The sequence below is a fragment of the Hydrogenophaga defluvii genome (assembly GCF_042665235.1).
In the GTDB taxonomy this organism is placed as follows: domain Bacteria; phylum Pseudomonadota; class Gammaproteobacteria; order Burkholderiales; family Burkholderiaceae_C; genus Hydrogenophaga; species Hydrogenophaga defluvii_A.
In genome coordinates this window covers 1-21,871 of sequence record NZ_JBHTBZ010000007.1, presented here as the reverse complement: position 1 = coordinate 21,871, position 21,871 = coordinate 1, and the positions used below count along the sequence as shown (strand labels likewise).

19 protein-coding genes are annotated in these 21,871 nt (G+C 66.3%); 10 read left to right on the top strand and 9 right to left on the bottom strand.

The annotated features are described in order from the left end of the window. The first annotated feature begins 58 nt into the window (after positions 1–58). Entirely contained in the window at positions 59–1,546 is a 1,488-nt protein-coding gene (locus tag ACFQU0_RS02830; RefSeq protein WP_382198605.1) for an aldehyde dehydrogenase, read from the top strand. A 67-nt stretch (positions 1,547–1,613) separates the two neighbouring features. After that, positions 1,614–4,796, top strand: coding sequence for a cyclic nucleotide-binding domain-containing protein (locus ACFQU0_RS02825; RefSeq protein ID WP_382198604.1), 3,183 nt, complete (start codon positions 1,614–1,616; stop codon positions 4,794–4,796). A gap of 9 nt (positions 4,797–4,805) precedes the next feature. Here the strand turns inward: ACFQU0_RS02825 and ACFQU0_RS02820 are convergent, their stop codons facing one another. After that, entirely contained in the window at positions 4,806–5,417 is a 612-nt protein-coding gene (locus ACFQU0_RS02820; protein WP_382198603.1) for an ABC transporter ATP-binding protein, read from the bottom strand. Between the two features lie 51 nt (positions 5,418–5,468). Here ACFQU0_RS02820 and ACFQU0_RS02815 point away from each other — a divergent pair, with 51 nt between their 5' ends. Next, on the top strand, positions 5,469–5,759 hold the full coding sequence (locus tag ACFQU0_RS02815) for a hypothetical protein (protein ID WP_382198602.1): 291 nt from the start codon (positions 5,469–5,471) through the stop codon (positions 5,757–5,759). Between the two features lie 125 nt (positions 5,760–5,884). Then, the gene (locus ACFQU0_RS02810; protein ID WP_382198601.1) at positions 5,885–7,018 is read left to right on the top strand and encodes an SGNH/GDSL hydrolase family protein; all 1,134 of its coding nucleotides are present in this window, start codon (positions 5,885–5,887) and stop codon (positions 7,016–7,018) included. On the opposite strand, the gene ACFQU0_RS02805 is transcribed toward ACFQU0_RS02810, so the two are convergent. Next, a complete protein-coding gene (locus ACFQU0_RS02805; RefSeq protein ID WP_382198600.1) occupies positions 7,019–8,143 on the bottom strand; it encodes an alkene reductase in 1,125 nt (374 codons plus the stop codon). Positions 8,144–8,232: 89 nt separating this feature from the next. Here ACFQU0_RS02805 and ACFQU0_RS02800 point away from each other — a divergent pair, with 89 nt between their 5' ends. From ACFQU0_RS02800 to ACFQU0_RS02785, 4 genes are all read left to right on the top strand, one after another. Continuing rightward, a complete protein-coding gene (locus ACFQU0_RS02800; protein WP_382198599.1) occupies positions 8,233–8,982 on the top strand; it encodes a BUD32 family EKC/KEOPS complex subunit in 750 nt (249 codons plus the stop codon). 166 nt (positions 8,983–9,148) lie between these two features. Then, on the top strand, positions 9,149–9,865 hold the full coding sequence (locus tag ACFQU0_RS02795; protein WP_382198598.1) for a Crp/Fnr family transcriptional regulator: 717 nt from the start codon (positions 9,149–9,151) through the stop codon (positions 9,863–9,865). A 219-nt stretch (positions 9,866–10,084) separates the two neighbouring features. After that, complete coding sequence (locus tag ACFQU0_RS02790) at positions 10,085–11,632, top strand: methyl-accepting chemotaxis protein (RefSeq protein ID WP_382198597.1); 1,548 nt, start codon at positions 10,085–10,087, stop codon at positions 11,630–11,632. 1 nt (position 11,633) lies between these two features. Next, positions 11,634–13,355, top strand: a complete 1,722-nt coding sequence (locus ACFQU0_RS02785; protein WP_382198596.1) for a putative bifunctional diguanylate cyclase/phosphodiesterase — start codon at positions 11,634–11,636, stop codon at positions 13,353–13,355. A 2-nt stretch (positions 13,356–13,357) separates the two neighbouring features. On the opposite strand, the gene ACFQU0_RS02780 is transcribed toward ACFQU0_RS02785, so the two are convergent. From ACFQU0_RS02780 to pyk, 4 genes are all read right to left on the bottom strand, one after another. After that, a complete protein-coding gene (locus tag ACFQU0_RS02780) occupies positions 13,358–14,272 on the bottom strand; it encodes a phosphoribosylaminoimidazolesuccinocarboxamide synthase (RefSeq protein WP_382198595.1) in 915 nt (304 codons plus the stop codon). Between the two features lie 34 nt (positions 14,273–14,306). Then, complete coding sequence (locus ACFQU0_RS02775) at positions 14,307–14,915, bottom strand: class I SAM-dependent methyltransferase (RefSeq protein ID WP_382198594.1); 609 nt, start codon at positions 14,913–14,915, stop codon at positions 14,307–14,309. Between the two features lie 47 nt (positions 14,916–14,962). Then, positions 14,963–16,027 carry a class II fructose-bisphosphate aldolase gene (gene fba, locus ACFQU0_RS02770; protein WP_382198593.1) on the bottom strand — a complete coding sequence of 355 codons (1,065 nt, stop codon included), beginning with the start codon at positions 16,025–16,027 and terminating at the stop codon, positions 14,963–14,965. Between the two features lie 133 nt (positions 16,028–16,160). Further along, positions 16,161–17,591, bottom strand: a complete 1,431-nt coding sequence (pyk, locus tag ACFQU0_RS02765) for a pyruvate kinase (protein WP_382198592.1) — start codon at positions 17,589–17,591, stop codon at positions 16,161–16,163. A 148-nt stretch (positions 17,592–17,739) separates the two neighbouring features. Here pyk and ACFQU0_RS02760 point away from each other — a divergent pair, with 148 nt between their 5' ends. Both ACFQU0_RS02760 and ACFQU0_RS02755 read left to right on the top strand, forming a co-directional pair. Further along, positions 17,740–18,303 carry a cyclic nucleotide-binding domain-containing protein gene (locus ACFQU0_RS02760; protein WP_382198591.1) on the top strand — a complete coding sequence of 188 codons (564 nt, stop codon included), beginning with the start codon at positions 17,740–17,742 and terminating at the stop codon, positions 18,301–18,303. A gap of 137 nt (positions 18,304–18,440) precedes the next feature. Then, positions 18,441–19,556 carry a fatty acid desaturase gene (locus ACFQU0_RS02755; protein ID WP_382198590.1) on the top strand — a complete coding sequence of 372 codons (1,116 nt, stop codon included), beginning with the start codon at positions 18,441–18,443 and terminating at the stop codon, positions 19,554–19,556. Between the two features lie 76 nt (positions 19,557–19,632). Here the strand turns inward: ACFQU0_RS02755 and ACFQU0_RS02750 are convergent, their stop codons facing one another. From ACFQU0_RS02750 to pgk, 3 genes are all read right to left on the bottom strand, one after another. Further along, the gene (locus ACFQU0_RS02750; RefSeq protein WP_382198589.1) at positions 19,633–20,184 is read right to left on the bottom strand and encodes a FlgO family outer membrane protein; all 552 of its coding nucleotides are present in this window, start codon (positions 20,182–20,184) and stop codon (positions 19,633–19,635) included. Further along, positions 20,181–20,864: a hypothetical protein gene (locus tag ACFQU0_RS02745; RefSeq protein WP_382198588.1), complete on the bottom strand. Its 684-nt coding sequence runs from the start codon at positions 20,862–20,864 to the stop codon at positions 20,181–20,183. The genes ACFQU0_RS02750 and ACFQU0_RS02745 overlap by 4 nt, the downstream gene beginning before the upstream one ends. 228 nt (positions 20,865–21,092) lie before the next feature. Continuing rightward, positions 21,093–21,871: phosphoglycerate kinase (gene pgk, locus ACFQU0_RS02740; RefSeq protein ID WP_382198587.1), on the bottom strand; the 779-nt coding region annotated here is incomplete at its 5' end.

Below are 21,871 nucleotides of genomic sequence, written 5' to 3'. Positions count from 1 at the left end.
AAGCGTCCACTTGCCCGCCCGACTTGACCCCAGACACCCCATCCCAGAGACTTTCGCGATGACTTCCCAGCTCACTGACCAGACCATCACCTTCGACGGCCGCGCTTTCATCAACGGCGAGCGTGTGGCCGCCCGCAGCGGCGCCGCCTTCGACTGCCTGTCGCCGGTGGATGGCCGCCTGCTGACCCAGGTGGCCCGTTGCACCGAGGCCGACGTCGATGCCGCCGTGGCCGCCGCGCGCACCGCCTTCGAAGACCGCCGCTGGGCTGGCCTGGCGCCCGCGCAGCGCAAGCGCGTGATGATCAAGTTCGCCGACCTGCTGCTGGCCCATGCCGACGAGCTGGCCCTCACCGAAACCCTGGACATGGGCAAGCCCGTGAAATACGCCAAGGGCGTGGACGTGAACAGCGCGGCCAACTGCATCCGCTGGTACGGCGAGGCGGTGGACAAGGTGTACGACGAGATCGCGCCCACGCCCGCCACCGGTCTGGCCCTCATCACCCGCGAGCCGGTGGGTGTGGTGGGCATCATCGTGCCCTGGAACTACCCCATGATCATGGCCGCGTGGAAGATCGCGCCGGCCCTGGCGGCGGGCAACTCGGTGGTGCTCAAGCCCAGCGAAAAATCGCCGCTCACCGCGCTGCGCCTGGCCGAGCTGGCGCTGGCCGCCGGCATCCCGCCCGGCGTGTTCAACGTGGTGCCCGGCTTTGGTCCCGAGGCCGGCAGCCCCCTGGCCTTGCACATGGACGTGGACTGCATCGCCTTCACCGGCAGCACCCGCGTGGGCAAACACATCCACGTGATGGCCGGGCAAAGCAACCTCAAGCGCGCCTGGACCGAGCTGGGCGGCAAATCGCCCAACATCGTGTTCGCCGATTGCCCCAACCTCGACCGCGCGGTCGAGGCCGCCGTGGGCAGCATCTTCTTCAACCAGGGCGAAAGCTGCAACGCGCCCTCGCGCCTGTTCGTGGAAGACAGCATCCGCGAGCGCTTCCTGGAAAAGGCCTTGGCGCTGGTGCCGCAATACGAGCCGGGCAACCCGCTGGACAAGGCCACCGTCATGGGCGCCGTGGTGGACCAGACGCAACTCAACACGGTGATGCGTTACATCGAGGCGGGCAAAAGCGAAGGCGCGGCGCTGCTCACCGGCGGCACCACCGCCGAGCCGGTGCGGGGTGGCTGCTACGTGCGCCCCACCATTTTTGCCGGCGTGAAGAACGACATGACCATCGCGCGCGAAGAGATCTTCGGCCCGGTGCTCAGCGTGCTGGGTTTCAACGACGTGGCCGACGTGGTGCGCCAGGCCAACCAGACCATCTATGGCCTGCAGGCCGGCGTCTGGACGCGCGACATCAACAAGGCCCACGGCGTGGCCCGCGCGCTGCGTGCCGGCACGGTGCACGTCAACCAGTACGACGAGGACGACATCACCGTGCCCTTTGGGGGCTTCAAGCAGAGTGGTGTGGGTCGCGACAAATCGCTGCACGCCTTCGACAAGTACACCGAAACCAAGACGACCTGGATTCGCATCGACAGCCCGGTCTGAACAGGCCCTGATGGAGGAGCCCCGATGAACGCCGCCACCCCGCTCACGGCCGGACACCTCCGTCCCCATGCCGGCCGCTGACACCGAAGTCACGCCCGTGCGGCGGCGTGGCGTCGCTGGCCTCAGCGATGAGCTGCGGCTGACGCTGCTGCTGTTCCTCTTTTCGTTTTTCATTTCGGGCGTGCCCAGGGTCTACACGCAGACCGCTGCGCACGCTCTGTTCATTGAAACCTACGGAGCGGCCGCCCTGCCGTGGGCCTACCTGGCGGAAGCCTTGTGTGTGCCGCTGGCCGGCTACCTCTACCTGCAGGCCGAGCGCCACCTCGTGCTGGGCCGGCTCATGGTGGCCACGCTGGGTTCACAAATTGTGGCCCTGGTGGCCTTTCACCAAGGGGTGGGGGCAGGCATCCCGCTGGTGGCGGGCGCCAGCATCGTCTACTTCGAAATCGAGTTCGTGTTGTCTTCGCTGCTGCTGTGGGGGCTGGCCAACCAGCTCATGACGCTGCGCCAGGGCAAACGCCTGTTCGGTTTTGTGAGTGCGGGCGAGCCGGTGGCCATCATCGTCTGCGGGCTCAGCACGCCTTGGCTGCTGCGCTGGCTGTCGCCCGCCGATCTGTTCCTGTTGTCCGCGGTGGGGGCGGCCGTGGGCATCTGGCTGGTGCTCCACATCCTGCGCCACCACGCGCCGCTGGTGCCTTCGCAAGAAGCGCAGGCCGACGCTGCAGTAGCCACGGGCCACCCCTGGTGGAAAGACCCTTATGTGCGCGTGCTGGTGGTGCTGGTGCTGGTGGGGCAGATGGCCTACTTTTTCGTCGACAACGCGTTTTACGTTGAGTTGGACAAACGTTTCCCCGATGAGCACGCCATGGCGTCGTTCCTGGGGCTGTATTCGGCGGTGATGGGCGCCGTCAGTCTGGTTTGCAGCGTGCTGCTCGCGCCTTGGCTGCTGCGGCGTTTCGGGGTGCGTGGCGGCCTGCTGACCTTGCCTTTGCTGTTGTTGCTGGGGGCGTTGGCCACCGTGCTGATGGGCGGGCTGGGTGGCCCGGCCGACGTGCTGTTTTGGCTGGTCGTGGGCAACAAGGTGATCGACCAGTCGTTCCGCTATACCTTGGACAAGACCACCTTCGTGACCCTGTTCCAGCCCTTGCCGGCACGGCAGCGCCTGCGAGTGCAGGCCGGGCTGGAGGGCATGGTTGAGCCCCTATCGGGCGGTTTGGCGGGTCTGCTGCTGTTCGCACTCATCCAGGGCCTGGGTTTTGGTGCCGTGGGCATCACCGCCGTCATCCTGGCGGTGACGTGTGTCTGGGCCGGGCTGGTGGCGGTGCAGTACCGGGGTTACCTGAGCAGTCTGCGCACTGCACTGGCGGGGCGGCGGGTGTCGGTAGAACGGCTCTCGCTAGACGATGCTCAGTCGCGGCAGCTGTTGCGCCAGGGCTTGCGCAGCGCCCGCGCGGGTGAGGTGCTCTACAGCCTGTCCTTGCTGGACGGCATCGACGAGGGTCTAACCGACGCCGAGGTGACCAGCCTCTTGCAGCACACCGCGCCCGAGGTGCGGCGGGCGCTGGCGTCCCGCATCGAAAACGGGCGCACCGCCGTGCCGCCCCTGCTGTTGCGCCAAGCCTTGGCGGCAGAGGCCGATGCCAGCGTGCGAAGTGCCTGGGTGCAGGCCCTCGCGGCTTTGGGCGATGACCAATGGACCGAGGTGGCCGCCTGGCTGGACCACCCGGACGATGCCCTGGCGCTGGGCGCGCGCGTTGGGCTCATCCGCCACGGTGGCGTGGAGGGGGTGTTGCTCGCCGGACCGCACCTGCTGGCCGACCAGCAGTCGCCTGACGCCAACCGCCGCCGTCGCGCGGCCCAGGTGATGGGGTTGGTGGGCTCGGTGCAGTTCTACCGGCCTCTGCTGGTGCTGATCGCCGATGCCGACCCCGCTGTGGCGGCCGCCGCGCTGCAGGCGGCTGGCGTGGTGGCGGCGCCCAAGCTCTGGCCGGCGATGGCGGAGGCATTGGGCCGTCCTGGGTTGCAACGCGCGGCGGTGGCTGCGCTCGCGCGCGTGGGCGAAGACGTGTTGCCTGCCCTGGATGCGCTTCGCCAACGTCCTGGCTTGCAGGTTTCGACCCGCCTGGCCCTGGTGGACGTGCACCGCCGCATGTCCGGACCGGCTGGCGATGCACGGCTGGTGGTGCAACTGGACGACCCGTCGCGCGCCGTGTCCCTGCGCGCCTTGCGCGCCCTCTGGTTGCGCCGACACCGCTTGCCGCCCGACCTGGCCGAGGCACATCGCGGGCGTGTGCTCGATGAGGTGGAGCACGCCGTTGCGGCCTTGGGCGCATGGCGCCAACTGGGGTCTGCCCGCTCAGAATTGGCAGCACTGCGCAGCGTGCTGGCCGAAGATGTGGCGTTGTCGGTGCAGACCTGTTTTTGCTGGCTCGGCCTCATCACCCACAGTTTTGACGTGCACGAGGCGCTGGCGCATTACGAAAAAGGCGACCCGGCCCGGCGCGCCTACGTCATCGAGATGCTGGACAACACCTTGCCGGTGGCGCTCAAGCGACGCTTGCTGGATTTGCTTGAGCCTGAGGGCATGGCGGAACGCGCGGCACGCCTGGTGCCCGATGTGCTGCCGCCCAGCGGGGCGATCGCTCCTCTGCTGTGGTCGCTGGCCGCCGAGCCGCGCTTGTCACCTTTCGCACGTGCCGCCGCCGCTTACCTAGGCGCTCGCGAGGGCGGCCCACCTGCCGTGGTGCAGGTGCCCCAGACCGACGACAGCCTAATGCCCGACATCCTGGCCTGGGTGGCCAAGGCCTGCCCACCTCTTGGAGAAAGACCCGCCATGTTGACGATCGAAAAAATGCTGGTGCTGCGCAGCGTCTCCTTGTTCGCTGGCGTGCGCGAGGCGTTTTTGGTGGGGGTGGCCGCCTCGGCCACCGAGGTCCACCTGCGCGCGGGCGAGGTGCTGTTTGAGGAGGGCGAACTGGGCACGTCGCTGTACGTCATTGCCAGCGGTGAGCTGGAGGTGGTGGTGGGTGGCCAGCGGGTGGCCTTGATGGGTGAACGCGACGTGGTGGGCGAAATGGCCGCGCTGGACCCAGAGCCCCGCTCGGCGCAGGTGCGCGCCACCCAGGACGCGCTGCTGCTGCGCTTGACCGACCAGGACCTGGACCTGTTGATGAGCGAAGACGCCGAGGTGTCGCGCGCCATCATCCAGACCTTGTGTCGGCGTTTGCGCAACGCCCGGGCCTCTTCTTAGGCGCTCCTGTCAGGGCCTTTGCAGCTCGAGCACCTGGTCTTCGGGCACACCAGGCAACACGTCCCAATGCGCCGCCAGCAGCCAGCGCTCAGGGGAGCCGGCTGCCTGTGTCAGCGCCTCGCCCAGGTAGCGTATCGAGGGTGTGTCCAGTGCGGCAAACACCTCGTCCATCAGCGTGAGCGGCGCGCCCGAGGCCAGCGCCGCCGCCAGCCATACCTTGCGCCGCCCGCCGGTGGACAACGCGAAGAAGGGCTTGTGCAGGTGCTCGCGCAGCGAAAGGCCATCGACATGGCGCTGTGCCGCAGCTTCGTCCCAGGTGGACCAGCGCTGGGCCTGGGCTGCGAGGTAGGTGCTGGCGGTGGTGTCATCGGGCGCGTCGCGCGGGTTTTGCCAGAACACATCCTGGGTGCGCAAGGGCGCGCCGTTCAGCGTGATCTCGCCGCGTCCTTGCAGCTCCCCGGCCAGCAGGCGCAGCAGCGTGGTCTTGCCGCTGCTTTCGTCGCCACAGACCACCGTCAAGCCCGGCGCCACCTGGGCAGACCAGGCTTTGAACACCACCACGTCGGGCGCGTAGGCAAAGTGCAGATCGGCGATGTCGAGAAGCGGGGCGATGCTGTTCATGTTGAAAAGGCTGTGCTGAAATGGCGGCTTGTCACCCGCCAGGAGATGGTCATGACCGTGGATTTTCGCCCTCCCGAAGAACGGGGTGTGTCGGGTTCGCCTCCACCGCCTCGGGACGCATTGGCAGCGGCACAGCGCGGGCGCCGCCTGGTGCAGTGGGTGTTGGGCGCGGCAGCGGGTGTCATGGTCCTGGCAGGCCTGGCCATCTGGCTGATCCAACCCACTTTTTTTGCGCCCGAGGTGGCGCCCTTGGTGGCCCTGGCCCTGGTGTTGGCCGGTGTGATGGATGCGGTGATGGCCTGGGGTTTGGGGCGCTGGTGGGGCGCGCGCGACAAGGCCTGAGCCCCTTTTTTGTCGCGCGCGCGACAAAGGCACTTGCTCCTGGGTGTTTGCCCTATGCCCCTGCCTGTGCTGGCCTCAGAAGATGGGCGGTCTTGGCACTGGTGCCCAACCCTCAGGAGACACGTGTGAAATTTCGACTGCATCTGGCTGCGTTGGCCACCGCTTTGCTGCTGGCCGCTTGTGGGGGTGGCGATCCCGCCATCACGTCCGTCAAGGTCATGGGCGACAGCCTGGCCGACAGCGGCACTTTTGGTCTCAAGTTCACGGTGCAGGGCAGCGCAGGCACGGGGGCGGGCTCCACCCCGATCTGGCCGGAGTTGGTGGCGCAAGAGCTGTCAGATGCCGACGCCTTGTGCGCTTACAACCGTGTCAACCCGCTCACACAGGCGGCCACGGTGCAAGCGGGGTGTACCAACTACGCCGTGGGTGGCGGGCGCATCCACAACGTGGGCAACCCGCAAGACCCGCGCTCCATCACCCTGCAACTGCAGCAGGCGGCACAAGTGCACGGCAGCTACAAGAGCACCGACTTGCTGCTGGTGGACGGTGGCGGCAACGACGCCGCCGACTTGGCGGGCGCTTATCTGGGCGCCACCACCGCTCAGGGCCAGGTGACCTACCGTGCCTTGTTGATCTCCTTGTTGCCTGCCGCCACGGTGGACGCGCTGTTGGGTCAGCTGGGTGGTCCGGAGCAGGCCGGGGGCACCTACATGCAGGCGCTGGCCGACACGTTCCACGACAGCATCAAAGCTTCCGCTCTGGACAAGGGTGCGAGCAAGGTGGTGGTGCTGAACCTGCCCGACATCACCCTCACCCCGCGTTTCCAGGCTGTGCTGGCCGGTGTCACGCAACAGGCTGGCGCGGCCGCCGCGCAACAGGCGCAGGGCCTCATTCGGCAGTGGATTGTGGCGTTCAACACCCGCTTGGCCAGCCGCTTCGCCGGCAACGCCCAGGTGGCCGTGGTCGATTTCTACGCGACCTTGACCGACCAGGTAGCCAACCCGGGCAAGTACGGCCTCACCAACGCGGTGGACACCGCTTGCCCGGTGGTGGGTGTGGGCAGCGATGGCTTGCCCAGCTACAACTTCCTCACCTGCACCGCCTCGGCCTTGTCCGCCAACCTCCCGGCCGGCGTGAGTGGTGGCGCCAACTGGTGGAAAACCTACCTCTATTCCGACAGCTTCCATCCCACGCCCTACGGGCACGAGCTGCTGGCCGACGCGGTGGCGGCGGCGGTGCGCGCCAAAAACTGGGACTGATCAGGCCGCCAGCGGGTAGTCGGTGTAGCCCTGGGCGCCGCCACCGTACAGCGTGGCGCGCTGCAGTTCGTTGAGCGGCAAGCCTTCGCGCAGCCGGCGGGTCAGGTCGGGGTTGGCGATGAAGCCCCGGCCAAAAGCCACCAGATCGGCACCGCTGTCCAGCGCCTGTTGGGCCAGGTCGGCGCTGTAGCCGTTGTTCACCATCCAGGCACCCTGGCCGCCAGCAGCACGGTAGATGGTGCGCAAAGCGGCGTAGTCGAAGGGGATGTCGCCTTGCTGGAAATCACGCGCGCCACCGGTCTGCCCTTCGATCACATGCACATAGGCGAGGCCCAGGGGGGCCAGCTGGCGCACCACGTGTTCGAACAGCGGCTGCGGGTTGGCGTCGTTGGCGTCGTTGGCGGCGGTCACAGGCGACAGGCGCACGCCCACGCGGTCACCGCCGATTTCGTCCACCACCGCAGCCATCACCTCCAGCAGCAGGCGGGCACGGTTTTCAATGCTGCCGCCGTAGGTGTCGGTGCGCTGGTTGCTGCCGCTGCGCAGGAACTGGTCGAGCAGGTAGCCGTTGGCCGCGTGGATTTCGACACCGTCAAACCCGGCGTCGCGTGCGCGGCGGCTGGCCTGGCGGTAGTCGTCCACGATGCCCGGCAGCTCGTCCAGCGCCAAGGCGCGCGGGGGTGACACATCGAAGAAACCGCCGCCTTCCGGTTTGATCAGGTAGGTTTTGGCCTTGGCGGCAATGGCCGACGGAGCCACTGGCGGCTGGCCAGCGGGCTGAAGGTCCACATGCGAGATGCGGCCCACGTGCCACAGCTGCGTCACGATGTGGCCACCGCGCGCGTGCACCGCGTCGGTGACCGGACGCCAAGCGGCCACCTGGGCCTCGCTGTGCAGGCCCGGGGTGTCGGCGTAGCCGTGGCCCTGGGGCGAGATGGGCGTGGCTTCGCTGATGCTCAGCCCGGCGCCATCCTGCGGGTGGGCCCGCTGGGCGTAGTACAGGGCCATGTCGGCGGTGGGCAACTGGCCGGGTGCGCGGTTGCGCGTCAGTGGCGCCATCACGGCACGGTTGCTCAGGCGCCAGGCGCCCACGGTGGTCGGTTCAAAAAGAGAGGGAGTGGTCATGGCCAGATGCTACGGCTTGGGGCCATGCCCGTGCCGAGGCAGGGCGTCTCGACTTGTGCCATAAGGGCGTCTTGCATAATCCGCCCACTTTGACACCCACCCTGCCCACGTTTCGCCGCTCCGACAAGGTCTGGACCAAGACCGCCGAACGCCCGCTGCGCAGCACGGGCAAGGCCGTGGCTGCCTGGTGCATGGCCCATTTTCTGGGCGTGCCGGTGCCGTGGGCCGCGGTGCGCCAGGCCAGCGGTACCGAATTGCTGGCCTTCGAGCACGAACGGCTGCAGCAGCTGGCGCAGGCGGGCGAACAGGTGCCCGCGGTGCTGGCGTTCGACGGCCGGCGCCTGAGCCTGGGCGACGTCGGCCCGACGGTGGACGAATGCCTGCAGCGCCTGCCGGCCGCCGAGCACCTGGCCCTGATGTGTGCGGTGAGCGCCGATCTGGCGCGGTTTCACGCCCGGGGGCATTGGCACGGCGGGGCTCAGATACGCAACATCACCTGGGACGGCGAACACTTTGCGCGGCTGGATTTTGAAGAGCGCCTGTTCCCGGCCATGCCGCTGCACGCCTGCCAGATCTACGACGTGTTGCAACTGGTGATGTCGCTCGCGCGTTGGGTGTTGCCCTTGGGGGCGCCCGCGGTGTTGGCGGTGCTGGATGCCTACGAAGCCCAAGATCCGGCGCTGGACCTGCGTGGTTTTCTGCGTCACCTGCTGCCGCGCCTGCAGCGGGTGTCGCGGCTGGCAACCTGGGTGCCGCGTTACGACCGGTCCAAGGAGCTGCTGCGCTTGCGGCTGCTCATCGAGGGCATGCAGGCGTTTGTGCGGAGCAGCCCAGGGTGAACAGTTGCGCGTTCGGCGGCCAGAAGTCTGGTGATCTGATGAGTGACGCATGTCACAAGGGGTGCCAAAGTTTTGGACAAGACCGATCAGTGGCCCCGTTCTTGGTCAGAATCCGCCCTTTCCGGCCCTTGCTGACCGGCGGCAACACCGCCCCATGAGCGCGTCCATGTCGTTTCCCTTGCGTGTATTGCCTGACAAACCGATGCGGCGCACCCACTGCGTGGACTGTGCAACGCAGTCGGGCTGCCCACTGGGCAAGCTGCCCGACGCCCTGGTCGCGCAGGTGTTGCCCCACGTGACCGAGTGTGCGTTCCGTCGCGGCCAGGTCTTGCAGCGCCAGGGCGAAGAGGCCGGCGTGCTGCGGGTCATCAAGTCCGGTTCCGCCCTCATGTACCGGGACGAGTCTGGCCGTGCCAGCGTGCCCGTGGCCATTGCCGCACCTGGTCAGGTCACCGGTGCGTCCCGCCTGGTCGGGTTTCCCAACCCATTGACCGTCATCGCCATGTCCGACACCCGCACGTGCGAGCTGGACGTGGCCAGCCTGGAGCGGTTGGGCGTGATGGACGACCCTGAGTTTCGCCGCCCCTTGGGCGAAGCGGTGTTCCGCACCCTCAGCATCTTGGCCGATTGGGCCCGTGTGACCCGCCTGCCGGGCGTGCGCACCCAGTTGGCCGCCGCGCTGGTGGCGATGGGGGCACAACAGAAGTCCGAAAGAATCCGCCTCCCAGGGCATGTGGTGCTGGCCGAGCTGCTGGGTGTGACCCGGGAGTCGGTGGCGCGGGCCATGGGCGCGCTGGAAAACGATGGCCACATCACGCGGCTGGGGCGCACCTATTGCGAACTGCACCTGCCGCAATTGAAGACGCTGACCGACCCCGCTTGAGGCGACCCCACCGTTGGGTTGTCCTTGATCTGACGCAAACGGTCATGCTTCAAACGACATCCGAACCCACAACAATGTGAAATTCATCACATTCTCTGTTGATCTTTGACTTTCTTGTCCTGCCAGATCTGGTTGATACCGACCTGTCACCGCAGAATCATTTTGCGATGTGGGTCCATTCGCCGCGCCCAGGCCCGGCGCCGATTTGCAAGGACAAAGATGAGAGACAACGGTTACGTTTCGCAGCGCGAGTTCCCTCTGAGCGAGGGCGACACGCTGCTGTCCACCACCGATCTGAAGGGCCGCATCACCTACGCCAACGACTCGTTCATTCACTGCAGCGGCTTCGAGCGCGAGGAGCTGTATGGCAAGGCCCACAACCTGGTTCGTCACCCCGACATGCCCGAGGGTGCTTTTGCCGACATGTGGCGCACGGTGCAACAAGGTCACCCTTGGACGGCGCTGGTGAAAAACCGGCGCAAGGACGGCGACCACTACTGGGTGCGGGCCAACGCCTCCCCCATACGCCGTGACGGTGAGGTGGTGGGCTACCTGTCTGTGCGCACCCGGCCCGACACCGCCGAGGTGGAGCAGCACGAGCGCATCTACCAGCGCCTGTGCAACGGAGACCCACGCCTGGGCTTGCAGCGTGGGCATGTGGTGCGCCATGGCTGGTGGCAGCTGGCGTCGCGCTGGAAGTTTGTTCCTCTCGCCGCCCGCATGCGCCTGGGCGTGCTGGGTCTCTGGCTGATGGGCAGCGCCCAGGTGCTGACGCAGCAGGGCGGTGCCGGTGCCGGCCTGGCGGCTGCGGTCTGGACGTTGACCATGTTGTTGGTCGTGTGGTGGTTGCGTGTGGCCGTGCACCGACCCATGGCGCAGTTGCTGACAGAGGCGCGGGCGGTGGCCAGCGGCCAGAAGGCGCGTTCGCTGTTCTCCGGTCGGGCCGACGAAATCGGCTGCCTCATGCGCAGCATTGAGCAGGCAGGGTTGAACCTGGTGTCCCTGGTGAGCGACATCCAGGGCAAATCGGTGCGGGTCAGTGAAGGCGCGCAGGATTTGCAGCAGGGCAACGAGGAGCTGGCCAGACGCACCAGCGACGCCGCCGCAAGCCTGGAGGAAACCGCCGCCGCCACCGAGCAGCTGGCCACCACCATACAGGCCAACAGCGAAACGGCGCAGGAAGCGGCCGACCTGGCCAGCCACGCGGTGACCGCAGCGGCCCGCAGCGCCGACATGGTGGCGCAGGCACGCGCCAACATGGCCGGCATCGCCCACGCCAGCCAGCGGGTGGCCGACATCACGGCACTGATTGACGGCATTGCCTTCCAGACCAACATTCTCGCGCTGAACGCGGCGGTGGAGGCCGCGCGGGCCGGTGAACACGGCAAGGGTTTTGCGGTTGTGGCTGCGGAGGTGCGCGCCTTGTCCATCCGGAGCGCCGATGCGGCCAAGGAGATCAAGCAGCTCATCGAGGCGTCGGCCAGCCAGGTGGACGCCGGCGCGCGTGCGGTGTCGGGTGCCGGTGACGCGATGTCAGACGCGGTGGGCACGGTCGAACGATTGGCGTCCATGATGGCATCGATACGCGTGGCCAGCAGCGAGCAGGCCGGTGGCGTGGCGCAGATCAACGTGGCGCTGAACCGGCTGGAGCAAATGACCCAGGAGAACGCCGCCCAGGTGCAGCACAACGCTGGCTTGAGCCGCGCGCTGAGCGAGCAGGCACAGCGGCTGGACGAGGCCGCCTCGGTTTTTCGGCAGGGGGCTTGAGGTGCGCAGCGAACACGTCGAGCCCCTGGAGCGCACGGCCATCGACGCCGCCCCCGATGGGGTGTTGATGGTGGATGCACAGGGTCTCATCCTGAAGGCCAACCCGGCCATGGAGGTGTTGAGTGGCTACAGCCGCGCCGAGATGGAGGGCCGCTCGGTCAACATGTTCATGCCAGAGCGCATGCGCGCCAAACACGCCGACCTGATGGCCGGGTATTTTGTGCAGCCCGTGGCGCGGCCCATGGGGCTGGTGCGCCAACTGCAGCTCATGCGCAACGACGGCACCATGGTGCCGGTTGATATTGCACTGGGGCATTGCAGCGTGGCGGGTGAACCGGCAGCGGTGGTGTTCATCCGCGACATGACCGAGGTGCGCCGCCTGCAGGACGACATGCAGTACCAGGCCACCCACGACAGCCTCACCGGCCTGGCCAATCGCTGGATGTTTGGGCAACACTTCGAGCAGGCCATACAGCGCGCCAACCGCAGCGACCGACCGCTGGCCTTGCTGCTGCTCGATCTGGACGACTTCAAGGGCATCAACGATGCGCACGGCCATGCCGTGGGCGATCAGGTGCTGATGGAGGTGGCGCGTCGCTTGCGCGGGGCATTGCGCGCGGGCGACGTGCTGTCGCGCCTGGGTGGCGACGAGTTCACCGTGTTGTTGCCCGAGCTGCCCTCGCTGACCCATGCGCAGCAGGTGGCCGAAAAACTGCAACGCTTGCTGTCGGCGCCCTGCCGGCTGCAGGGTTGTGAGGTCAGCCTGGGCGCCAGCATCGGGTTGGCCTGTTACCCCTCAGATGCGCAAGACACCGAAACCCTGATGCGCTACGCCGACATGGCCATGTACGCCGCCAAAGGCCGGGGCCGGGGGGTGTGGGCCGCCTACGAACCCCACATGAGCCAGGCGTTGGCCGAAAAAAACCAGCTGCACGACCGCCTCAAGCAGGCCATGGACCGTGGCGGGCTGGAACTGCACTACCAGCCCCAGGTGGCCGTGGCTGGCGGTGGCATCGTGGGGGTGGAGGCTTTGCTGCGCTGGCACGACCCCGAGCTGGGGCCGATTTCGCCGGAACGCTTCATTCCGGTGGCGGTGTGCAGCGGGCTCATTCAAACCCTGGGCGACTGGGTGCTCGACACCGCCTGCCGACAATCGGCCCAATGGGCGCGGGCCGGCACCCCGGTGCGGATTTCGGTCAATCTGTCGGCGCAGCAGTTTCGTCAGACCGACTTGGTGGACAGGCTGGCGCAGTTGATGGCGCAGCACGGCACGCAGCCGGACATGCTGGAACTGGAGATCACGGAGACCGAGGCCATGGCCGACCCGGACATGGCGCGCGAGGTGTTGCTGCGCTTGCGCGCCCTCGGCGTCAGCATTGCGCTGGATGATTTCGGCACGGGTTATTCGTCCCTGTCCTACCTGCGCTTGTTGCCGGTGTCGCGCCTCAAGATCGACCGCGAATTCACGCGCCACATCATGAGCCGACCAGACGACGCCACCCTGGTGCGGGCCGTGATCGCGCTGGCCCACACCCTGGGCCTGCCGGTGGTGGCTGAGGGGGTGGAGACGGAAGGGCAGCTGCGTTTTCTCCGGCAGCACCACTGCGAGGTGTTCCAGGGCTGGCTGTACGCCAAAGCCCTGCCGGCCGACGAGGTGAGCGCGATGCTGCTCGCCGAACTGTTGCCGGGTGAGGCTGACGAAGACACGCCCCGGTACGCCTGAACTCACGCGGTCAGCCGCTGCAGCGCTTCCTGGTATTTGGCGAAGGTCTGGTCCACCACCTCGGCCGGTAGCGCTGGTGCAGGTGCGGTTTTGTCCCAAGGTTTGCCATCCACTGTGGCCTGCTCCAGCCAGTCACGCAGGTACTGCTTGTCGTAGCTGGGCGGGTTCTTGCCCTCGGCCAGGGCTTGTGCGTAGCCTTCGGCGGGCCAGTAACGCGAGGAGTCGGGCGTGAGCACCTCGTCCATCAGCACCAGGGTGCCGTCCTTGTCGAGGCCAAATTCGAACTTGGTGTCGGCAATGATGATGCCCTTGCTCGCAGCGATCTCAGCGGCGGCCTTGTAGATGGCGATGCTGATGTCACGGATGCGGGTGGCCAGGTCCAGGCCAATCATCTCCACCGTCTTCTCGAAGGTGATGTTCTCGTCGTGTTCGCCCACTTCGGCCTTGGCGGCCGGGGTGTAGATGGGCTCGGGCAGCTTGGCGGCGTTGGTCAGGCCCTCGGGCAGGGGCACACCACACACCTGGCGGTTCTCCTGGTACTCCTTCCAGCCGCTGCCGGCCAGGTAGCCACGCACCACGGCCTCCACCGGAATGGGCTTGAGGCGCTTGACCAGCATGGAGCGACCGGTCACCTGGGGCACTTCGGCGGGGGTCACCACGCTTTCTGGCGCGTCGCCGGTGAGGTGGTTGGGGCAGATGTGGCCCAGCTTGTCGAACCAGAACAGCGCCATCTGCGTCAGCAGCGCGCCCTTGCCCGGAATGGGTTCGCCCATGATGACGTCGAAAGCGCTGATGCGGTCGGAGGCCACCATCAGGATGCGGTCGTCGCCCACGGCGTAGTTGTCGCGCACCTTGCCGCGGGCCAGCAGCGGCAGCGAGGTGATGGAGGAGGTGTGGACGGCGGAGGCAGCGGTCATGGCGGTGTGGGCATCGGGCTGGGGGAGCCCGAGATTATCGGGGATGCGCCTGCAGGGGCTTGTGCATCAGCGCCACGTTGCGCGTGGGCACTTCCATGCGCCAGCCGTGGCGGCGTGCGAGGTGGGCCAGCGTGGCCTCGCGGTAGAAGACCACATGGGTCGGATCGCGCCGGTAGTGCCATTGGGCAAAACGGGCGTCGTCGGTCTGGAAGCAGGTCATCAGCGCCAGCCAGCCGCCGGGTTGGAGCAGGGCGTCCAGGCGCCGGAATTCCTGAGCCGGCGCGTGGAAGTGTTCGATCACTTCGGTGCAGGTGATGAAGTCGTGGCGGGATTGCAGTGGCGCCGTGTTGGGGTGGAAAAACGGGTCGTACAGCGCCACGGTGTGGCCGGCTTCGCGCAGCATGAGCGCCAGCACCGGGCCGGGGCCACAACCGTAATCGAGCCCACGGCTGTACGGCGGCAGGCGCGCCAGCAAGGGTTGGACCACCTGGCTCAGGAAGCGGACGTAGCCGGGATCGCCCGGCAGGTTCTGGTGCTGTTCGTACTCGGTGCGTTCGCTGTCCGCGTCGAGGAAGTGGGTGGGGTCAAGAAAGGTCGCCTCGCAGTCTTCGCAGCGCTGGTAGCTGCGCGCGCCCACAGACACAAAGGCCCGCGTGTGCGGGCCTTCACAGACGGGGCAAACCAGGGGTTTCAGTTCACCACCTGGGCCAGCGTGCCGGCGGCGTATTGGGTGGCCATGACCTGCAGGCCTTTGCCTTGGATCTTGGCGCCCTGGCCTTCGCAGCCGAACTCCAGGTAGCGCTGCTTGCACACCGCTTTGGCGGCTTCGCGGGCGGGTTTGAGCCACTCGCGGGCGTCGAACTTTTCGGGGTTCTCGGCCAGGAACTTGCGCACCGCGCCGGTCATCGCGAGACGGATGTCGGTGTCGATGTTGATCTTGCGCACGCCATGTTTGATGGCTTCCTGGATCTCGGACACCGGCACGCCGTAGGTTTCCTTCATCTTGCCGCCGTACTGGTTGATGATGGCCAACAGCGCTTGCGGCACCGAGGAGGAACCGTGCATCACCAAGTGGGTGTTGGGGATGCGCTTGTGGATTTCCTTCACGCGCGAAATCGCCAGGATGTCGCCGGTGGGCGGGCGGCTGAACTTGTAGGCGCCATGGCTGGTGCCAATGGCGATGGCCAGCGCATCCAGCTGCGTGGCTTTGACGAACTGGGCCGCTTCCTCGGGGTCGGTCAGCATTTGGCTGTGGTCCAGTTTGCCTTCGGCGCCAATGCCGTCTTCCTCGCCGGCATCACCGGTTTCCAGGTTGCCCAGGCAGCCCAGTTCGCCCTCGACGGTGACGCCCACCTTGTGCGCCATGTCCACCACGGCGCGCGTGACTTCCACGTTGTAGGCGAAGTCGGCCGGGGTTTTGCCGTCTTCACGCAAAGAGCCGTCCATCATCACCGAGCCAAAGCCCAGATCGATGGCGCCAGCGCAGATCTTGGGGCTGGTGCCGTGGTCCTGGTGCATCACCAGCGGGATGTGGGGGTACATCTCGGCGGCGGCCTGGATCAGGTGTTTGATGAAGGGCTCGCCCGCGTACTTGCGTGCGCCAGCGCTGGCTTGCAGGATGACAGGAGCGCCCACCTCGTCAGCCGCTGCCATCACGGCCTGCACCTGCTCCAGGTTGTTGACGTTGAAAGCGGGAATGCCGTAACCGTTCTCGGCCGCGTGGTCGAGCAGTTCGCGCATGGAAACGAGCGCCATGGAAATCTCCTGGAGGGGTGGTTCAAAGAACAGGGGCCTGCGGCAGCTTGTGTCCGGCCGCGTGGCGCGGGGGGCTGGTAACCGCGTGGTAACTGGGCACGATTTTACCGCTGCGTGTGCCTTTGAGCCGGATTCACCCCACCTTACAAATCTTGAGCATGTTGGTGCCACCGGGCGCACCCATGGGCTCGCCGCAGGTGATGGCGTACACGTCGCCCGACTGCACGATGCCGCGTTTTTTCAGGTGCCGCTCGGCGTCGGCCAGGGCCGTGTCGCGGTCGGCGCTGGTGTCCATGAGCAGGGGGCGCACGTTGCGGTAGAGCGTGAGCTTGCGCTGTGTGGCGAGCTTTGGGGTGAGCGCGTAGATGGGCATCTTGACGTCGTGGCGGCTCATCCACAGCGCGGTGGAGCCCGACTCGGTGAGTGCCACGATGGCTTTGGCGCCCAGGTGGTGGGCGGTGAACAGCGCGCCCATGGCGATGGACTGGTCGATGCGGCCGAAGGTCTTGCCGGTGAAGTCGGACTCGATGTCGTGGTGGTGGGCTTTTTCCGCCGCCTCGCAGATCTTGGCCATTTCCATCACCGTCTCCAGCGGGTATTTGCCGGCAGCGGTTTCGGCGCTGAGCATCACGGCGTCGGTGCCATCGAGCACGGCGTTGGCCACGTCGCTCACTTCGGCGCGGGTGGGCACGGGCGCCAGGATCATGCTCTCCATCATCTGGGTGGCGGTGATGACCACCTTGTCCATCTCACGGGCCAGCTTGATCATGCGTTTTTGCAGCGCGGGCACGGTGGCGTTGCCCACTTCCACCGCCAGATCGCCACGCGCCACCATGATGCCGTCGGACACGCGCAGGATGTTTTCCAGTTCAGGGATGGCCTCGGCGCGCTCGATCTTGGCGATCAGCCCTGGGCGGTGGCCGTCGCTGCAGGCCACGTTGCAGAGCTGGCGGGCCAGCTCCATGTCGGTGGCGGTTTTGGGAAAGCTCACGGCCACGTAGTCGGCCTTGAAGGACATGGCGGTGCGGATGTCGTCCATGTCCTTGGCGGTGAGGGCCGGTGCCGTCAGGCCGCCACCCATCTTGTTGATGCCTTTGTTGTTGGACAACTCGCCCCCTACCTTGACGGTGGTGTGCACCGCCGGGCCCATCACCCGCTCCACGGTGAGAACGATCAGGCCGTCGTTGAGCAGCAGCAGGTCGCCGGCTTTCACGTCGCGTGGCAGTTCCTTGTAGTCCAGGCCCACGCCGTTGATGTCGCCGGGTTCGGTGCGTTCGGCGTCCAGCACAAAGGGCGCGCCGTTTTCCAGCATCACCTTGCCTTCGGCAAATTTGCCGACGCGGATCTTGGGGCCTTGCAGGTCGGCCATGATGCCCACCTCGCGGCCGGCGCGCTGTGCGGCCTGGCGCACCAGGTTGGCGCGGTCGATGTGGTCTTGGGCCTTGCCGTGCGAGAAGTTCAGCCGCACCACGTTGACGCCGTGTCGGATCATCTGTTCCAGCAAGGCCGGGTCGCTGGACGCGGGGCCCAGGGTGGCAACAATTTTGGTGGCGCGCTGCGGCATGTGTGTCTCCGTCCCGTCAGGGGTTGTTGTAATCAAGTTTCCATTATCTGCGCGGCGAGTTACATGGTGGTTTCACGCCTCGGGCGGGTTGTATGTAAACCTTGCACGCTGGCGCCAGATGGCTGCGAGAATGACCAGGGGACCTGCCATGGCTGTCGAAGACCACTCTCCTGACATGAACGCTGACGAACGCGCCGCGCGGCTGTTGGTCACGCCGACGGCGTTGCAGACCTTGAGCCTGGAGGACGCGATCAAGATCGTGGCTTATCTGCAGCCCCGGGTGATCGAAGCGGGCTGCGAGTTTGTGCGTGAAGGTGAGGCGGTGCACAACGACCACATGCTGCTCGTGCTGGAGGGCGATCTGTCGGTGCACAACAGTTCGCTGCAAGACGATGACGACCACCTGGTGGTGCGGGTCATGGGACCGGGCAGCCTGATTGGTGAACTCGGGTTGCTGGACGGTGGGCCCCGTTCGGCCAGTTGCGTGGCCAACACCGACATGTTGGTGGGGGTGCTGTCGCGGGCGGATTTTTTGCAGCTTTTGCAAGACGATCCGGCGGTGGGTTCCCGTTTGCTGCTGGCCATCTCCAAGCGCATGGCCGACACACTGCGGGAAACCACGCGCAAGCTCATCCTGTTTGCGCAGATGAACAAGGTGCTCAGCGAAGAGTTGGCCAAGGTGGCCAACGACCCGGACTGGTTCGACTCCTGAACGCCGCCGGTTGGTACCCGCCTGCGGACGTGGTTCAAAACGCACAGTTTTCGATCTGCGTCAAATGTTGGACACCGTGCGCGGGCTAGCATCGTCGGGTTTGTTTGATCTCCAACGCGGGTTGGCCGCGTTTTGCCATGAACCATTCAAGTGATACAACTGCTGCAGAATTGCCCGCGCCCTTGAGCCCGGACGAGCCGCTGCCCCACCGCAAGGTCATTCGCTCCTGGCTGATCCCCTTGTCCGAACGGGTCACTTGGCGCGCCTTCTGGCTGCTGGCGCTGGATTACACCTTGTGGCTGGGCCTGCTGGCTGGCGTGGTGCTGGCCGATGCGGTCTGGCTCAAGGCCTTGTGTGGCCTGGCCACCGGTTTTGTCATCGGGCGCCTCTTCATCATTGGCCACGACGCCTGCCACCAGAGCCTCACGCCGCACCGCCGCCTGAACAAGTGGCTGGGCCGCATCGCCTTCCTGCCCTCGCTGACCGCCTACAGCCTGTGGGACATGGGCCACAACGTGGTGCACCATGGCTTCACCAACCTCAAAGGTGTGGACTTCGTCTGGGCGCCGCTCACACAAGAGGAATACCAGGCCTTGCCGCCAGCGCGCCGCGCCTTGGAGCGCCTGTACCGCAGTGGCTGGGGGCCAGGCGTCTATTACATGGTTGAAATCTGGTGGAAAAAGATGATGTTCCCCAGTCCGGCGCAGTCGGGCGGTACGCACCGGTCCATCTTCACCAAAGACTGCCTGCTGGTCAGTGGTTTCGCCCTGTTGTGGGCCGCAGCCATCACCGCCCTGGCCCTGGCCACCGGGCAGTCGGTGGCTTTGCTGCTGCTGTGTGGCGTGGTGTTGCCGCTGGTGTTCTGGTTCCACATGGTGGGTTTTGTCATCTACGGCCACCACACCCACGTGCGCGTGAAGTGGCACAACGAACGCGCCGCTTGGCAACGCGCCCAGCCGTTTGTGTCCACCACCGTGCACCTCACCTTCCCGCTGCGCATAGGCGCGCTGGTCCACCACATCATGGAGCACACCGCCCACCACGTGGACATGAGCATCCCGCTGTACCGCCTGAAAGAAGCCCAGAAGACGCTGGAGCACCTGTTGCCCGAGCGCATCATCGTGCAACCGTTTTCTTGGGGCTGGTATTTCGACACCGCCCGTGCCTGCAAGTTGTACGACTTCACGCGCCAGTGCTGGACCGACTTCCGTGGCCGGGCGACCGGTCCCATGGCGCTGCCCTCGGCCGCATGAGGCCTTGATGCGGTTCTGACCACCCAAAACAAAGGGGGCCCGAGGGCCCCCTTGCTGTTGGTGCGCCAACACGCCGTCAGCGTTGCACGGCCAGCAGGCGTTGCACGTCGCGGTCGTTGGGCAGGGCGTAGTCGTGGCCGTTGAGGATGCGGCCGTCCTCCGTGCGCACCAGCTTCAGGCTCACGTAGGTGAAGCTGGCGGCGGTCGAGTAGGTGCCCACCAGCACCATGGAGGCGTTGTGCGACTTGGCGATGTCCTTGATTTCGCGCGACAGCAGCAGTTCGCCCGCACCTTCCTTCACGAACACATCGCCGCGCAACTTGATTTCCTTCACATGCAGGCCACTGGCCACCATCTGCGAAGCGTACTGCTCCGACAGGGTGCGGCCCAGCGGCGCAGCGCGCGAAAGGTCGTTGACGTTGACCACCGTGGCCACCAGCACCGGCGACTGGCCAATGGACTCGCGGTTGACGCCCGCCAGCAACTTGTCGATGGCGCTCTGGCTGCTGACGATGAAGGCGCTTTTGGCCGCTTCGTCGTAGGTGGGTTCGGTGCGCACCGGAGCGGGGCTGGAGCAGGCCGACAACACGGCGGCGGCCACCGTCGCAAGCACAAAACGTTTGCTCATTGCGACACCACCTTGTAGTTCATGTTCTGCATGGCGGTGTTCATGAACAGGGGAGCGTCCACGTTTTCAAGGTAGTACACATCGGTCTTGCGCGCCACATACTGGCCACCGCGGGTGACGGTGGTGGTCAGGATCAGTTCGGTCGCGGTGGGGCCGCCCGAATTGACGCTGTTGGCGTAGTCCAACGCGCCCGTGCCAATCAGTGTGCCCACCAGTTTGGTGTCCATGTGCTCCAGGCGCAGGCCATAGGCCGCCATCAGGCCGCCGGCCAACATGGTGAAGCCGCCGGGGATGAAATGGGGGCGCGGGCTGTTGTGGCGCACCACCTGGGTTTGGTAGCTCACCTCCATCGCCTGGGGGTTGGGGGTGGTCAGCACCTGCTTGCCACCTTGCACCATCTTGGTGATGAGGAACTCGCGAAAGCCGTGGTCGAATGCGCTGGGCTTGGCCGGCAAACGCACGTACACCGGCGTGCTGCCCGTGCCGGCTTTGTCCAGGGTGGCTGCGGTCTGGCTCACCACGTCTTTGGACACCAGATCCCAATGGCCGGCCGATCGCACTTTGTATTGCGAGGTCAGCTCGAAGTTCTGGGCCAGCGGAATGGGCGAATTCGCGCAACCCGCCAGGGTGGCCAACAGGCCGGCGATTGCCGTCACACCGACGGCTTTGGAAATTTTCATGCGTCCCTCCTGGTGCTGAAATGCAGCCGTGGCCCACAGGTCATATGTAACCACGGATGAACGGATTGTTAATTCTGTTCGTAATCAATGCCGTTCACAAGCAATTTCTGGCGCGGGCGTTGCGCAGTGCAAGCACGGTTGTTTTTGTGCGTCAGTTTCGCCGCCGGGCCGCCCCAAGGCGAACACCCCGGGGGGGCCGCGACCCGCGCAGCGGCGGCGCGTGGGGGCTTATCCCGCCCTGCGCGCCAGCACCTCAAACGCCGGCAGCGTCTTGCCCTCCAGCACCTCCAGAAAGGCGCCGCCGCCGGTGGAGATGTAACCCACGTCCTTCTCGATGCCGTACTTGGCAATGGCCGCCAGCGTGTCGCCGCCGCCGGCAATGCTGAAAGCGCTGGAATCGGCAATCGCCTGTGCCAAGACCTGGGTGCCGTTCTCGAACGCCGGAAACTCGAACACCCCCACCGGGCCGTTCCACACAACGGTGCCGGCCGCCTTGAGCTGCTGGGCCAGCAGAGCGGCTGTTTCGGGTCCAATGTCCAGGATCAGGTCGTCGTCGGCCACCTCGGTGGCCTTCTTGACCGTGGCCGGCGCGTCGGCCGCAAAGGCCTTGGCCGTCACCACATCGGTGGGAATGGGCACGGCCGCACCGCGCGCGGCCATGGCGTCGATGACGGCCTTGGCCTGACCCACCAGGTCTGGCTCCGCCAGGCTTTTGCCAATCTTCAGGCCGGCGGCCAGCATGAAGGTGTTGGCGATGCCGCCGCCCACGATCAGGCCGTCCACGTTTTTGGCCAGGCTTTGCAGGATGGTGAGTTTGGTGGACACCTTAGAGCCGGCCACGATGGCCACCAGTGGACGCTTGGGCGCTTGCAAGGCAGCGGCAATCGCATCCATCTCAGCCGCCAGCAACGGGCCGGCGCAGGCGATGGGCGCTGTTTCGGCGATGCCGTAGGTGGTGCCCTCGGCGCGGTGGGCGGTGCCAAAGGCGTCGTGCACAAAAATGTCGC